Consider the following 15085-nt stretch of genomic DNA (forward strand, 5'->3'; position numbering starts at 1 on the left):
CGGTATCTTCGCTCGCCGACCAAGCTGACTTTTGGGTCAGGAATTTGTTGACCAAGAAGTCAGATAAGGATAATTTCCACCACCAGAGCCCAGAACAAAAACTCCCCCGGAGGCCCGCCTTGATCCAGTTCCTACTCAATCGAGAACTGCGCCGTGAGCAGACACTCGATCCCAATACCACCGTGCTGGAATACCTGCGTGAATACCGTGGCAAGTCCGGCACCAAAGAAGGCTGCGCTTCCGGCGACTGCGGTGCCTGCACCGTGGTGGTTGGCGAGCTCGACGGTGACCGCCTGCGCTACCGCACGCTCAATTCCTGCCTGACCTTCGTTTCCGCACTGCATGGCAAACAATTGATCACGGTGGAAGACCTCAAGCACCAGGGGCAGTTGCACAGCGTCCAGCAAGCCATGGTCGACTGCCACGGCTCGCAATGCGGCTTCTGCACACCGGGCTTCGTCATGAGCCTGTTCGCCCTGCAAAAGTCAGCGGACGGTTTCGACAAAGCCGACACCCATGAAGCCCTGGCCGGCAACCTCTGCCGCTGCACCGGCTACCGACCGATCCTGGAGGCCGCCGAGCAGGCGTGCTGTGGCAAGCAGCCGGACCAGTTCGATGCACGCGAGGCCGAAACCATCGCCCAGCTGAAAGCCATCGAGCCGCGCGAAACCGCCGAGCTGAACAGCGGCGACAAGCGCTGCCTGTCGCCACTGACCGTTGGCGATCTAGCCGAGATCTACAGCGCCAACCCGGACGCCCGCCTGCTCGCGGGAGGCACCGACCTCGCCCTGGAAGTCACCCAGTTCCACCGCGAACTGCCGGTGATGATCTACGTCGGCCACATCGCCGAGATGAAGAAGGTCGAGGTCACCGACAAGGGTATCGAGATCGGCGCCGCCACTCCGCTGACCGATTGCTATGAAGTGCTGGCGAAGGAATACCCGGACTTCGGCGAGCTGCTGCACCGCTTCGCCTCCTTGCAGATCCGCAACCAGGGCACCCTGGGCGGCAACATCGGCAACGCCTCGCCCATCGGCGATTCGCCACCCCTGCTGATCGCGCTGGGTGCGCAAGTCGTGCTGCGCAAAGGCAACAACAGCCGCACCCTGCTGCTGCAGGATTACTTCATCGACTACAAGGTCACCGCTCGCGAGCAAGGTGAATTCATCGAGAAGATCATCGTGCCGCGCGCCCAGCCGAACCAGCTGTTCCGCGCCTACAAGGTGTCCAAGCGTTTGGACGATGACATCTCCGCCGTTTGCGCAGCCTTCGATCTGAAGCTCGAAGACGGCCTGATCGACGATGCACGCGTGGCGTTCGGCGGGATGGCGGCCATTCCGAAACGTGCAGTGGCCTGCGAGCGCGCCCTGATTGGCGCGCCGTTCACTGCAGAGACCATCGAACGCGCGTGTGAGGCACTGGAGAAGGATTTCACACCGCTGACCGATTTCCGTGCCAGCCGCGAGTACCGCCTGCTGGTCGCACAGAACCTGTTGCGCAAATGCTTCCACGAACAACAAGCGCCGGCGTACGAGACGAGGGTCACTTCCTATGCATAAGCCAACCAAAACCCAGGAAGAAATCGCCGCCCTGTTCAAGCAGGACCTGGTCACCGGCGTCGGCCGCAGCGTCAAGCATGACAGCGCGCCCAAGCATGTCACTGGCGAGGCGGTGTATGTCGACGACCGCCTGGAGTTTCCCAATCAGCTGCACGTCTATGCCCGCATGAGCGACCGTGCCCACGCGCGCATCGTGCGCATCGACACCGCGCCCTGCTACGCCGTACCCGGTGTTGCGATTGCCATCACTGCGCAGGATGTACCGGGTCAGCTGGACATTGGCGCGGTCATGCCCGGCGACCCGCTGCTGGCCGATGGCAAAGTCGAGTATGTCGGCCAGCCGGTGATCGCGGTCGCCGCGGACAGCCTGGAAACCGCGCGCAAAGCGGCCATGGCCGCGATCATCGAATACGAAGATCTGGAGCCGGTGATCGACGTGGTCGATGCACTGCGCAAGAAGCACTTCGTACTCGACAGCCATACCCACAAGCGTGGCGATTCCAGTGGCGCATTGGCCACTGCCCCGCGTCGCCTGCAGGGCAGCCTGCACATCGGCGGGCAGGAACATTTCTACCTGGAAACCCAGGTCTCTTCGGTGATGCCCACCGAGGACGGCGGCATGATCGTCTACACCTCGACGCAGAACCCCACCGAGGTGCAGAAGCTGGTCTCCGAGGTGCTCGGCGTCTCGATGAACAAGATTGTCATCGATATGCGCCGTATGGGCGGCGGCTTCGGCGGCAAGGAGACCCAGGCCGCAGGCCCCGCGTGCATGTGCGCGGTGATCGCGCACCTCACCGGCCGCCCGACCAAGATGCGTCTGCCGCGCATGGAAGACATGACCATGACCGGCAAGCGTCACCCCTTCTATGTCGAGTACGACGTCGGCTTCGATGATGACGGCCTGCTGCATGGCATCGAGATCGACCTGGCCGGCAACTGCGGCTACTCGCCGGACCTCTCCGGCTCCATCGTCGACCGCGCCATGTTCCACTCCGACAACGCCTACTACCTGGGCGATGCCACCATCAACGGCCATCGCTGCAAGACCAACCTGGCGTCGAATACCGCCTACCGCGGCTTCGGCGGCCCGCAAGGCATGGTCGCCATCGAAGAGATCATGGATGCCGTCGCCCGCGAGCTGGGCAAGGACCCGCTCGAGGTGCGCAAGCGCAACTACTACGGCAAGACCGAGCGCAACGTCACGCCGTACTACCAGACCGTCGAGCACAACATGCTCGAGGAGATGACCGCCGAGCTCGAGGCCAGCAGTGAGTACGCGAAGCGCCGCGAAGAGATTCGCGCATTCAATGCCAACAGCCCGATCCTGAAGAAAGGCCTGGCGCTGACGCCAGTGAAATTCGGCATCAGCTTCACGGCCAGCTTCCTCAACCAGGCCGGCGCGCTGGTGCATGTCTACACCGATGGCAGCATCCACCTGAACCATGGCGGCACCGAGATGGGCCAGGGCCTGAACACCAAGGTCGCACAGGTCGTGGCCGAGGTCTTCCAGGTCGACATGGACCGCATCCAGATCACCGCCACCAATACCGACAAGGTGCCAAACACGTCGCCGACGGCCGCCTCAAGCGGTGCAGACCTTAACGGCAAGGCGGCACAGAATGCGGCGCAGACCATCAAGCAGCGCCTGATCGAATTCGCCGCGCGGCATTACCAGGTCACCGAAGAAGACGTCGAGTTCAAGAACGGCCAGGTGCGCATTCGCGACCAGTACGTGTCCTTCGACGAGCTGATCCAGCAAGCCTACTTCGGCCAGGTGTCGCTGTCGTCCACCGGCTTTTACCGCACGCCGAAGATTTACTACGACCGCAGCCAGGCACGCGGCCGGCCGTTCTACTACTTCGCCTACGGCGCGGCGTGCTCGGAGGTGATCGTCGATACCCTGACCGGCGAGTACAAGATGCTGCGCAGCGACATTCTGCATGACGTCGGCGCCTCGCTGAACCCGGCCATCGACATCGGCCAGGTAGAGGGCGGCTTCGTCCAGGGCATGGGCTGGCTGACCATGGAAGAGCTGGTATGGAACGACAAGGGCAAGCTGATGACCAGCGGCCCGGCGAGCTACAAGGTCCCAGCCGTGGCGGACATGCCGCTGGATCTGCGGGTCAAGCTGGTGGAGAACCGCAAGAATCCGGAGGACACCGTGTTCCACTCCAAGGCCGTGGGTGAGCCGCCGTTCATGCTCGGCATCTCGGCCTGGTGTGCGATCAAGGATGCCGTCGCCAGCCTGGCGGACTACAAGGCCCAGCCGAAGATCGACGCACCGGCGACGCCCGAGCGGGTGCTCTGGGGTGTGGAGCAGATGCGCAAGCTGAAGCAGCCGACTGTCGCGGTCGCGACAACGGAAACCACGCCGGCCTGACGTAGGGTGGACAACGCTTTGCTTGTCCACCTTCGGCGCAACATGATGTTTTCGGTGGAAGACGCTTCGCGGTCTTCCACCCTACGAAGGACAGAGCCATGAGCAATACCGCCTGGATCGAAGCACTCGCCGACCTGCAGCAACAAGGCGAACCCTGCGTGCTGGTGACCATCATCGAGGAGCGCGGATCGACGCCGCGTAACGCCGGGTCGAAGATGGTGGTCAGTCGTGAACACCTGTACGACACCATCGGCGGCGGCCATCTGGAATACAAGGCTCAGGCGATTGCCCGCGAGATGCTCGAAAACCGGGTGCGTGATACGCGGTTGGAACGCTTTTCCCTGGGCGCGAGCCTCGGCCAGTGCTGCGGTGGCGCCACCGTGCTGCTGTTCGAGCCGATGGGTCAGCCACAGGCGCATATCGCGGTGTTCGGTGCCGGCCACGTCGGCCGCGCACTAGTGCCGCTGCTTGCCAGCCTGCCGTGCAAGGTGCGCTGGATCGATTCGCGTGAAAGCGAATTCCCGGCCCATATCCCAGCGGGCGTGGAAAAAGTCGTCAACGACGACGTCGTCGATGAAGTGGCCGAGATGCCCGCGGGCAGCTACTTCATCGTCATGACCCACAACCACCAGCTCGACCTGGAACTGACCGCGGCCATCCTCGAGCGTAACGATTTCACCTACTACGGGCTGATCGGCTCGAAGAGCAAGCGCGCCAAGTTCGAACACCGTCTGCGCGACCGTGGCTTCCAGCCCGACACCGTGCAACGCATGCGCTGCCCGATGGGGATCGCCGAGGTGAAGGGAAAACTGCCAGTCGAGATCGCGGTGTCCATCGCCGGTGAGGTGATCGCCACCTACAACGCCCATTTCGGTGAAAGAAGCGGTGAAAAAGCTCAGGACGGCGAAAAGCCGGTGCCGATGCTGGTGCCCGCCTCACGTCGTTCTCAAACAGGCTAATCGCGCCGCCACTCTTCTGTGGGAGGCCCGCCCTCGGGCCGAACGTTCAGCCTCGGCGGGCCGACGGCCCGTTTCGGCGCGAGGGCGCGCCTCCCACAATTGTTGCCCGCAGCACTCAACACAACGATTCCGAGAACCATCATGTCCCAGATCAAAGCCTACCGTGCCGCCCTGCTCCACTGCCTCGCCGACCCGCGCGAAGTGGGCGCAGAACAATCCCATGAGTATTTCGACGACGGCCTGCTGGTGGTCGAAGACGGCAAGATCGCCCGCATCGGCGCTGCATCCGATCTGCTGCCGACCCTGGCGGCCGGCACCGAGGTGGTCGAATACCCCGATGCCCTGATCACACCCGGTTTCGTCGACACCCATATCCATTACCCGCAGACCGGCATGATCGCCTCCTATGGTGAGCAGTTGCTCGACTGGCTGGAGACCTACACCTTCCCCACCGAGCGCGCCTTTGCCGACAAGGCCCACGCCGGCGACGTCGCCGAAATCTTCTTGACCGAGCTGCTGCGCAACGGCACGACCACCGCGCTGGTATTCGGCAGTGTGCACAAGGAGTCGGTGGACGCCTTCTTCGAAGCCTGCGAAAAGCGCAACCTGCGGATGATCGCCGGCAAGGTGCTGATGGACCGCAACGCCCCGGACTACCTTACCGACACCGCAGAAACCGGCTACGCCGACAGCAAGGAACTGATCGAGCGCTGGCACGGCAAGGGCCGCCTGCACTACGCAGTCACCCCGCGTTTCGCGCCAACCAGCACCCCCGAGCAGCTCACGCTGGCCGGCCAGCTGTTCAAGGAATACCCGGACCTCTACATGCACACCCACCTGTCCGAGAACCGCAAGGAAATCGAATGGGTGCGTGCGCTGTTCCCCGAGCGCAAGGGCTATCTGGATGTCTACGACCACCACGGTTTGATCGGCGCACGCTCGGTGTTCGCCCATGGTGTGCACCTGTGCGACGAGGAATGCCAGCGCCTGGGTGAGACCGGCTCGGCGGTCGCGTTCTGCCCCACCTCCAACCTGTTCCTCGGCAGCGGGCTGTTCGATCTGGAGAAGGTCGAAGGCTTCGGCGTCCGCGTCGGCCTCGGCACCGATGTCGGCGCGGGCACCAGCTTCTCGCAGCTGCAATCGCTGAACGAGGCGTACAAGGTGATGCAGCTGCAGGGCAAGAAGCTCGACCCCTTCAAGTCGCTGTATCTCGCCACCCTGGGCGGCGCCCGCGCGCTGTATCTGGACGATCGCATCGGCAACCTGCAACCGGGCAAGGATGCCGACTTCGTCGTGCTCGACTACAAGGCCACGCCGCTGATCGACTACCGGATGCGCCAGGCCAGGACGCTGGAAGAAAAACTCTTCGCCCTGACCATCCTCGGCGACGACCGTGCGGTGAAGGAAACCTACGCGGCCGGCGTTTCGGTGCATCGAAAGGCATCGTGAACAGCGGTACCAGGACTTGCTGATTGATCGTCTCGCCAGCGACGCAAGCTCTGGGCGCGGCCGCGTGGATCGATGAAGCGTGATCCACCCTACTACTCGGAGTAAAAGCCGTGCGTAGGGTGGATGTCGCTTTTTACATCCACCATTGGGCCGCTCAGAGGCTCGACGGACGCGTGGATCGATAAAGCGCGATCCACCCTACGACTCGGCGCCGCAGCCGTGCGTAGGGTGGATGTCGCTCTTTACATCCACCGTTGGGTCTCAGGGCTCGACGACGCGTGGATCGATGAAGCGCGATCCACCCTACGACTCGGAGGCACCGCCGCACGTAGGGTGGATGTCGCTTTTTACATCCACCATCGGGTCGCTCAGGGCTCGACGAACGCGTGGATCGATAAGGCGTGATCCACCCTACGGCTTCAGCGCTGCCATCAAGGTGTCGAGGTTGTGCTCGAACATGCCGAGGTAGGTGCTCGCCGGTCCCTCGCTGGCCAGTGCATCGGAGTACAGGGTGCCTCCGACGGTGGCGCCGGCTTCGTCGGCGATCTGTTCGATCAGTCGTGGATCGCGAATATTCTCCACGAACACTGCCCGCACGCCTTCGCGGCGTAGCTGGCGAATCAGGGCCGCCACCTCAGCGGCAGACGGTTCATCATGGGTGGACAACCCCTGCGGCGCGATGAACTTCAACTGCCAGGCCTGGCCCAGGTACCCGAAGGCATCATGACTGGTCACCACCTTGCGCTGGCTGGCCGGCAAGCTCGCGATCTGCGTATCGGCCCTCTTCAGCAAGGCATGCAAACGAGACAGGTAAGCGTCACGCCGCGTTTCATAGCCTTCTCGATGATCCGGATCGAGCTGCATCAGCGCTTTGGCAATATTGCGCACATAGATCTCCGCGTTGGCCAGGCTCTGCCACGCATGCGGATCCGGTACTCGTTCGCCGTCTTCCTCCAGCATCAGCGGAACGACGCCCGCGCTGGCGTCGATCCGCGTGCCCGCCGGCTCGCTGCTGGCCAGCAGGCGCTCCAACCAGGGCTCGAAACCCAGGCCGTTGGCGACGATCAGGTCGGCCCGCAGCAGCGCCTTGGCATCGTCCGGGCTGGGCTCGTAGACGTGGGCATCGGCGTCGGCATCGACCAGGTTGGTCAGCTCGATGCGATCGCCGCCGACTTCTCGGGTGAGGTCTGCGAGGATGCTGAAACTGGTGACCACCTTGAGCCGCTCAGCCGCGTGCAGAGTAAAAGGCAGCCACAGGGCCAGGGCGAAAAGCAGGTAACGCATGATGAACACCTCAAACGGTCATGGGCACAGAAGCTGAGCGCAACAGGCCCTGGACTGGCCCCGCTACGACTGAAATCACATAGAACAGGCCGGCCAACAGCACGATGCAGGGCCCGCTGGGCAAGCTGAGGTAAAACGACAGCAGTAGCCCCAGCCACACGCAGGCCGCGCCGAACACGGCGGCAAGCGGCAGGAGAACGATGAGGCGTCGGCTCCAGAAACGCGCCGCCGCGGCGGGCAGCATCATCAACCCGACCACCATCAGCGCGCCGATGGCCTGAAAGCCGATCACCAGATTGAGCACCACCAGCGTCAGGAAGGCGGCATGCGCCAAGGGCCCGAAGCGACTCATGCTGCGCAGGAACAACGGGTCCAGGCTGTCCAGCGCCAGCGCCCGGTAGGTCAGCGCAAGCACGGCCAAGCTGACCGCAGCGGTGCCGAGCATGCCAACCAAAGTGGTGGTGTCGACGGCCAGCGCCGAGCCGAACAACAGATGCAGCAGGTCCAGCTTGCGCCCCGCCAACCCGAGCAGCAGTACGCCGCTGGCGAGCGAGATGGGATAGAGCGCAGCCAGGCTGGCGTCCTCGCGCAAGCCGGTTCGCCGGCTGACCCAGGCCGCAGCGCCGGCCATCCCGAGCCCAGCCACGAGGCCGCCGAACGTCAGTGCCGGCAAGCTCAAACCGAACAGCCAGAACGCCAGCGCCGCACCGGGCAGGATGCCGTGGGCGATGGCATCGCCGATCAGACTCATCCGCCGCAGAATCAGAAAAACGCCCAGCGGCCCTGCACTGCAGGCCAACGCCACGCCACCGAACAGGGCACGACGCATGAAGGCGAACTCGCTGAAGGGTGCCCATAACAGATCGAGCGTCACGCGACCTGCCCAAGCCGTTGGCGGTCGGCCATGAACTGTTGGATAGGCGCCGCGATGCACCCGCTGCGCGCAATGAGCAAGCCCTCGCAGCGCTTTTCGCTGAGCCACGCGAGGTTGTGGCTGACCAGAACCAGCGTCCGGCCCTGCTGCTGCCAGCGTTCGATATGCTGCCAGAGCAAACGCAACCCGACGTCATCCAGCGCCGCCTCTGGCTCATCCAGCAACAGCACTTGAGCATCAGTCAGGCTCAGCCGCGCCAGGAGTGCCCGCTGCAATTCCCCGCCAGACAAGGCGTACAAGCCCTGGGTTTGTAGATCCAGCAGGCCCCAGTCGGCCAGTGCCTGCCTCAGGCGTGCCTGGCGCTCGGCCCGTCCGAGACGGCTACGCCAGAAACCGCCGCTGACCAGCTCGGCCAAGCGAATCGGAAATTGTCGATCGATGTGCTGCTGTTGAGGCAGATAAGACACCCCGCCCAGTCGCGGGACGCCTACGTCGACCCGCCCCACAAGCGGACGATCCAGGCCCGCGATGACCTTGAGCAAGCTGCTCTTACCGACCCCGTTGCGCCCGATGACAGCCGTCAGGCTTCCGGCTTCGAGTGTCAGATTCAGCGGCGGTGTGAGCGCTTGCCCACCCGCGCCCCATTGCAAGCCACGGCATATGATCATCGTCACCTCGGTTCTACAGCACTCTCGCCGCGCCGTTCGATCAACGGAGGTGAGCGCTAATGTACTAGTTATAACATAACATTATGCGCATCGAGGTCGACTTGTACAACCGGAGCGAATGGGCCTGGCGGTCATCTGCGGTCAGCCTGGAGCCAGGCCGCACCAGAGGCCGAAACCGCATAGACGAGATTGGATGTCACCGTGCGCGGCTTAGCCGAGTTGAAGAACGCGCATTGGCAGCCGGCATGGTGAGGAGGCTTGAACGCCTGGACGGCTCGCCCAATGGAGACTGGGCCTAGCGCTTATCCGATGTCATGGAAGCGTGCGGTCAGGGTGACACCGCACGGGCTCGGACGTTGCGGACGCATCGAGCCAAACGCGGTCCGAGGACGGACAAAATCAGCGGGCAGTGCGCGGCTTTTTCTTCGCCAGTGTCAGGTGCGAGAACACGGCGTGAAGGTCATCCGACGCGCTTTCTTCGTCCAGGTTGAGCTTGCTGTCGATGTGATCCATGTGATGCATCATCAGACGCACCGCTTTTTCGCTGTCGCGCGCGGCGATGGCATCGATCAGCTCGTTGTGCTCGTCAAAGGAGCAATGCGAGCGGTTGCCGCTTTCGTACTGCGCGATGATCAGCGAAGTCTGTGATACCAGGCTGCGCTGGAAACTCACCAGCGGTGCGTTTTTCGCCGCCTCGGCCAGCTTCAGGTGGAATTCCCCGGAGAGACGAATGCCGGCGCCGCGATCACCTCGGGCGAAGCAATCCTGCTCGTCGATCACCATTTGCCGCAATTCGCCAAGCTGCTCGGCGCTGGCGTGTTGCACGGCCAGTTCAGTGATGGCGCGCTCGACGAGCCGACGTGCGAAGAATATCTGCCGCGCTTCTTCGACGCTCGGGCTTGCAACCACCGCGCCGCGATTAGGCCGCAGCAGTACAACGCCTTCATGGGCGAGGCGTGACAGTGCGCGGCGGATGATGGTGCGGCTGACGCCGAAAATCTCCCCCAACGCCTCTTCGCTGAGCTTGGTTCCCGGCGCCAGTCGCTGTTCGAGGATGGCGTCGAAGATATGGGCGTAAACGATGTCGTCCTGGGTCCCGGTACGGGCCTTGCCGTTTCGAGACGGCTTTTTCAGAGGCTGCAACTGTTCGTTCATGGTGACTCGCGTCGGAAATGTCGGCAAACCGAACTTTACTGCCTTTCAACAGCTGGCAGGCAGTGGCCGAGGGCAAAACAGCGAAAAAAATCAAGGTTTATTGTGCACAATCAAGCCTTACTGAGCATTGCTAGCTGGCTCCACGTGTCAAGGCACAACGGACGTTGGACATGTCTTCAGGCCTTGAAGTCACGCTGAAAGATGGAAATCCCCTAAATCGAGTTGCAATTCTTGTATACAAAAGCATAATCACGTCAAGCCTTCCTGACCTTCAGGTCAAAAAAAACCGATCAGAAAGTGCCCAACCATCACCTGCCCCTCGAGAGCGTCGCTCTGGGTGATAGACAACAAGAACGATGAGGAACACCTTGTGGACACCACCAAGCCGGAACAGCCCACTGTCGGACTGCAGCCCACGCACGGCCTGCTCGACCGATTCTTCAAACTCAGCGCACATCGCACCAACATCAAGACCGAGCTTCTCGCGGGCCTGACGACCTTCGTCACCATGGCCTACATCATCTTCGTCAACCCCAACATCATGGCCAATGCCGGCGTCGACCACGGCGCCGCATTCGTCGCGACCTGCATCGGTGCCGCGCTCGGCTGCTTCCTCATGGGCCTGTACGCCAACTGGCCAGTAGGCCTGGCGCCGGGCATGGGCCTCAACGCGTTCTTCACCTACACCGTTGTCGGCGAGATGGGCTACAGCTGGCAGATCGCGCTGGGGGCGGTATTCCTCTCCGGCGTGCTGTTCATGATCATGAGCCTGTCGCGGATCCGCGAATGGCTACTCAACAGCATTCCGATGAGCCTGCGCTTCGCCATGGGCGCCGGAGTCGGCCTATTCCTCGGACTGATCGGCTTGAAAACCGCTGGCATCGTCGTCGACAGCCCTGCCACGCTGCTGACCATGGGCTCGTTCGGCGAACCCAGCGCCTTGCTGGCCGCGGTCTGCTTCCTGATGATCGCCGTGCTCAGCCATCGCAACGTCTTCGGCGCGATCCTGGTGAGCATGTTGGTGGTTACCGGCATCGGCTGGGCCATGGGTCTGGTCGAGTACAACGGCCTGATCTCGATGCCGCCGAGCCTGGCGCCAACCTGGCTGGCGATGGACATCGCCGGTGCGCTGAACCTGGCGATGGTCAGCGTGATTCTGGCGTTCCTCTTCGTCAACATGTTCGACACTGCAGGCACCCTGATGGGTGTTGCGCACCGCGCCAATCTGGTCGACGACGACGGCAAGATCCAGAACCTCTCCCGTGCGCTGAAAGCCGACAGCACGTCCAGCGTCGTGGGCGCCTTCGTTGGCTGCCCGCCGGTCACCAGCTACGTGGAAAGCGCTTCGGGCGTGGCCGCTGGCGGACGCACCGGGCTTACCGCCGTGACCGTCGGCGCCCTGTTCCTGATCGCCATGTTCTTCGCCCCGCTGGCCGGCATGATCCCCGCCTACGCCACAGCAGGAGCGCTGATCTATGTCGCCATGCTGATGATGAGCGGCCTGGCCCATATCGACTGGAAGGACCACACCGATACCATCCCGGCCATCGTGACCGTGGTGATGATGCCGCTGACATTTTCGATCGCCAACGGCATCGCGATGGGCTTTCTGACCTACGCGACGCTCAAGCTACTGACCGGGCAGCGCGACAAGGTCTCGGTTAGCCTCTATGTGCTGTGCATCGTCTTCATCGCCAAGTTCGCCTTCCTCTAACGCAAGCCAAACCAAAAGGCCCCATCGTTCGACGATGGGGCCTTTTTGCGTCTTGAACGGACACAAGGCAGTCGAGGCGGGATCGCCTTCGCGGGGGCCTGGCACGCCAGAGCGAGGGGGCGGCTGGCGGCTATGGGTGGTAACGCGGAGCTTGCCCGCCGTTTGTGTGGGATGCGGTGCCAATCGCGGCGTCGATTGCGGTGGAAAATGCTTCGCAGTTTTCCACCCTACGGCGCCCGCCGACGGGCTAGGTGCTTTGCCATGGAGGTCTTCAGAGCGAGCGTCCGCGGCGTGTGGCGTGTGGGTAACGCGGAGTTGCCCACCACGCTGACGCGGGGTGCGGTGCCGATCGCGGCGTCGTTGCGGTGGAAAATGCTTCGCAGTTTTCCACCCTACGGCGCTGGCCACGGGCGAAGTGCTTTTGCCATGGACGTCTTCGGAGCGAGCGTCCGCGGCTTATGTAGGGTGGGTAACGCGAAGCTTACCCACCACGCTGACGCGGGGTGCGGTGCCGGTCGCGTCTTTGCGGTGGAAAATGCCTTGCAGTTTTCCACCCTACGGCGCCCGCCGACGGGAAAAACGCTTTTGCCATGGAGGTCTTCGGAGCGAGCGACCGGCGGCTTATGTAGGGTGGGTAACGCGAAGCTTACCCACCGCTTTTGTGGGGATGAGGTGCCGATCGCGGCGGCGTCGATTGCCGGCCGGCCGTGAACACTGCCCCCAAGCGCAGCCAGCAAGCCCCGCCCTCGCTGAAAAGGCAAAAAAAACCCGCCATCAAGGCGGGTCGGCGGACTCAGGAGAGTCAAGGTTTCACGCATGGGAGCGATATCCGCCGCGCCGATAACGGCACGGCAGGCGCCGTCAGCTACCCCGGTAGGTCGAGTAGCTGTATGGCGAAATCAGCAGAGGCACGTGGTAATGATCCTGCTCGGCACTGATGCCGAAGCGCAGCACTACCACATCCAGGAAAGCCGGTTCGGGCAGTGCGACTCCGCGGCCGCGGTAGTAGTCGCCGGCCGAGAACTGCAGCTGGTACACACCGGAACGGTAGTCGTCGCCGTCGAGCAAGGGCGAATCGCAACGGCCGTCGGCGTTGGTCTGCCGCGTGGTGATCAGCTCGAGGCGATCGCCTTGGACCCGGTAGAGTTCGATGCGGATGTCATTGCCCGGGCAACCGTGGGCGGCATCCAGTACGTGAGTAGTCAAACGTCCCATAGATTCCGGCATCGCAGCTTCGCCACAGATGCCCGCCTCCTCTTCTGATTGATATGGATCGAGGTCGAGCATAGCACGCGAAGCACATTTTAAAAGACAGTTTTCACACAAAACTGTACACAATATTGAAATTAACGCTATCTCAGAGCCGCTCGAAAAAACTGCTTAATGGCGTAAATACATGGCCTAATGCGTTTGCAATAGTGTATACGGCGCCTGACCTTCTATCCGCCGGGCGGAAAAGATCTGCGATTTCCGATTTACAAGCTGCAAAAGCTTTTGTATACAATTAGCCATGGCGATCGTGACAGCCACCAAGGCAGCGACCCGCAACTGACAAAGGAATAACAACAGTGAGCGCCGACTACTCTCGCGACCTCATCGGCTATGCCGAGAACCCACCCCATCCGCACTGGCCGGGCGATGCCCGCATCGCGCTGTCCTTCGTGCTCAACTATGAAGAGGGCGGGGAGCGTTGCGTGTTGCACGGCGACAAGGAATCCGAAGCCTTCCTCTCCGAGATGGTGTCCGCGCAGCCCTTGCAGGGCGTGCGCAACATGAGCATGGAGTCGCTCTACGAATACGGCAGCCGCGCCGGCGTCTGGCGCCTGCTCAAGCTGTTTCGCCAGCACAACATACCGCTGACCATCTTCGCCGTCGCGATGGCCGCACAGCGGCATCCAGACGTGATCAAGGCGATGGTTGCCGACGGCCACGAAATCTGCAGCCACGGCTATCGCTGGATCGACTACCAGTACATGGACGAGGAGCAGGAGCGCGAGCACATGCTCGAAGCCATCCGCATCCTCACCAACCTCACTGGCGAACGTCCGCTGGGCTGGTACACCGGCCGCACCGGCCCCAATACCCGTCGCCTGGTACGCGAGGAAGGTGGCTTCCTCTATGACTCGGACACCTACGACGACGACCTGCCCTACTGGGACCCGGAATCGACCCCGGACAAACCGCACCTGGTGATCCCCTATACCCTGGACACCAACGACATGCGCTTCACCCAGGTGCAGGGATTCAACACCGGTGACGACTTCTTCAATTACCTGAAGGATGCCTTCGACGTGCTCTATGCCGAAGGTTGCGAAGGTGCGCCGAAGATGCTGTCCATCGGCATGCACTGCCGCCTGCTGGGCCGTCCGGCGCGCCTCGCGGCGCTGGCCCGCTTCGTCGAATACGTCAAGGGGCATGAGCAGGTGTGGTTCGCCCGTCGCGTCGACATCGCCCGCCACTGGCACTCGACTCATCCCCTGACTCAGGAACGCAGCCAATGACCCCGTTCAAGACCATCAAGCCCTCCACACTCGACCGCGAGGCGTTCATCGCCACCTTCGCCGACATCTACGAGCACTCGCCGTGGGTCGCCGATACGGTCTTCCAGGCTGGCGTCGACGAGTCGCTCGACTACGTCGAGGTGATGCATGAGCGCATGTCCCAGGCGATGCTCTCCGCCCCGCACGAGACCCAGCTGTCGCTGATCAACGCTCACCCGGACCTCGCCGGCAAGGCGGCCGTGCGCGGCGAGCTGACCGCCTCGAGCACCGCCGAACAGGCTGGCGCCGGCATTCACGAATGCACGCCGGAAGAGTTCGCCCGCTTTACCGAACTGAACCAGGCGTACAAGGACAAGTTCGGTTTCATCTTCATCATGGCGGTCAAGGGCAGCAACCGGCATCAGATCCTCGCCGCCTTCGAGGAGCGCATGCACAACACGCCGGAGCAGGAGTTCGCACGCGCGCTGGCCGAAATTAACAAGATCGCCCTGTTCCGCCTGCAGACGATGTAGGCACGGCTGCCGTCAGACGACACCGAG

At 62.7% G+C, this 15085-nt stretch carries 12 protein-coding genes; 7 read left to right on the plus strand and 5 right to left on the minus strand.

Annotation, left to right across the window (positions count from 1 at the left end):
* Positions 1–119: 119 nt before the first annotated feature.
* From xdhA to guaD, 4 genes are all read left to right on the plus strand, one after another.
* Positions 120–1559, plus strand: a complete 1440-nt coding sequence (gene xdhA, locus KVO92_RS07590; protein WP_217474989.1) for a xanthine dehydrogenase small subunit — start codon at positions 120–122, stop codon at positions 1557–1559.
* Positions 1552–3942: a xanthine dehydrogenase molybdopterin binding subunit gene (gene xdhB / locus KVO92_RS07595; RefSeq protein ID WP_217474990.1), complete on the plus strand. Its 2391-nt coding sequence runs from the start codon at positions 1552–1554 to the stop codon at positions 3940–3942. Before xdhA ends, xdhB begins: the two co-directional genes overlap by 8 nt.
* Before the next feature lie 98 nt (positions 3943–4040).
* Complete coding sequence (gene xdhC, locus KVO92_RS07600) at positions 4041–4901, plus strand: xanthine dehydrogenase accessory protein XdhC (RefSeq protein ID WP_217474991.1); 861 nt, start codon at positions 4041–4043, stop codon at positions 4899–4901.
* Positions 4902–5042: 141 nt separating this feature from the next.
* A complete protein-coding gene (gene guaD, locus KVO92_RS07605; RefSeq protein ID WP_217474992.1) occupies positions 5043–6350 on the plus strand; it encodes a guanine deaminase in 1308 nt (435 codons plus the stop codon).
* Positions 6351–6761: 411 nt separating this feature from the next.
* Here the strand turns inward: guaD and KVO92_RS07610 are convergent, their stop codons facing one another.
* From KVO92_RS07610 to KVO92_RS07625, 4 genes are all read right to left on the minus strand, one after another.
* A complete protein-coding gene (locus KVO92_RS07610; protein WP_217474993.1) occupies positions 6762–7634 on the minus strand; it encodes a metal ABC transporter substrate-binding protein in 873 nt (290 codons plus the stop codon).
* Between the two features lie 10 nt (positions 7635–7644).
* Complete coding sequence (locus KVO92_RS07615; protein WP_217475450.1) at positions 7645–8463, minus strand: metal ABC transporter permease; 819 nt, start codon at positions 8461–8463, stop codon at positions 7645–7647.
* A gap of 41 nt (positions 8464–8504) precedes the next feature.
* Complete coding sequence (locus tag KVO92_RS07620; RefSeq protein ID WP_217474994.1) at positions 8505–9176, minus strand: metal ABC transporter ATP-binding protein; 672 nt, start codon at positions 9174–9176, stop codon at positions 8505–8507.
* Between the two features lie 399 nt (positions 9177–9575).
* Positions 9576–10331 carry a GntR family transcriptional regulator gene (locus KVO92_RS07625; protein ID WP_217474995.1) on the minus strand — a complete coding sequence of 252 codons (756 nt, stop codon included), beginning with the start codon at positions 10329–10331 and terminating at the stop codon, positions 9576–9578.
* Positions 10332–10701: 370 nt separating this feature from the next.
* Here KVO92_RS07625 and KVO92_RS07630 point away from each other — a divergent pair, with 370 nt between their 5' ends.
* Complete coding sequence (locus KVO92_RS07630; protein ID WP_217474996.1) at positions 10702–12045, plus strand: NCS2 family permease; 1344 nt, start codon at positions 10702–10704, stop codon at positions 12043–12045.
* 861 nt (positions 12046–12906) lie between these two features.
* Here the strand turns inward: KVO92_RS07630 and uraH are convergent.
* Positions 12907–13260: a hydroxyisourate hydrolase gene (uraH, locus tag KVO92_RS07635; protein ID WP_217474997.1), complete on the minus strand. Its 354-nt coding sequence runs from the start codon at positions 13258–13260 to the stop codon at positions 12907–12909.
* 353 nt (positions 13261–13613) lie between these two features.
* On the opposite strand from uraH, the gene puuE reads away from it, so the two are divergent.
* Both puuE and uraD read left to right on the plus strand, forming a co-directional pair.
* Positions 13614–14546 (plus strand): allantoinase PuuE, encoded by a 933-nt coding sequence (gene puuE / locus KVO92_RS07640; RefSeq protein WP_217474998.1) that lies wholly within the window; start codon positions 13614–13616, stop codon positions 14544–14546.
* Complete coding sequence (gene uraD, locus KVO92_RS07645) at positions 14543–15058, plus strand: 2-oxo-4-hydroxy-4-carboxy-5-ureidoimidazoline decarboxylase (protein WP_217474999.1); 516 nt, start codon at positions 14543–14545, stop codon at positions 15056–15058. The genes puuE and uraD overlap by 4 nt, the downstream gene beginning before the upstream one ends.
* Positions 15059–15085 lie beyond the last annotated feature (27 nt).

Source organism: Stutzerimonas stutzeri (assembly GCF_019090095.1).
GTDB classification, from domain to species: Bacteria; Pseudomonadota; Gammaproteobacteria; order Pseudomonadales; family Pseudomonadaceae; genus Stutzerimonas; species Stutzerimonas stutzeri_AN.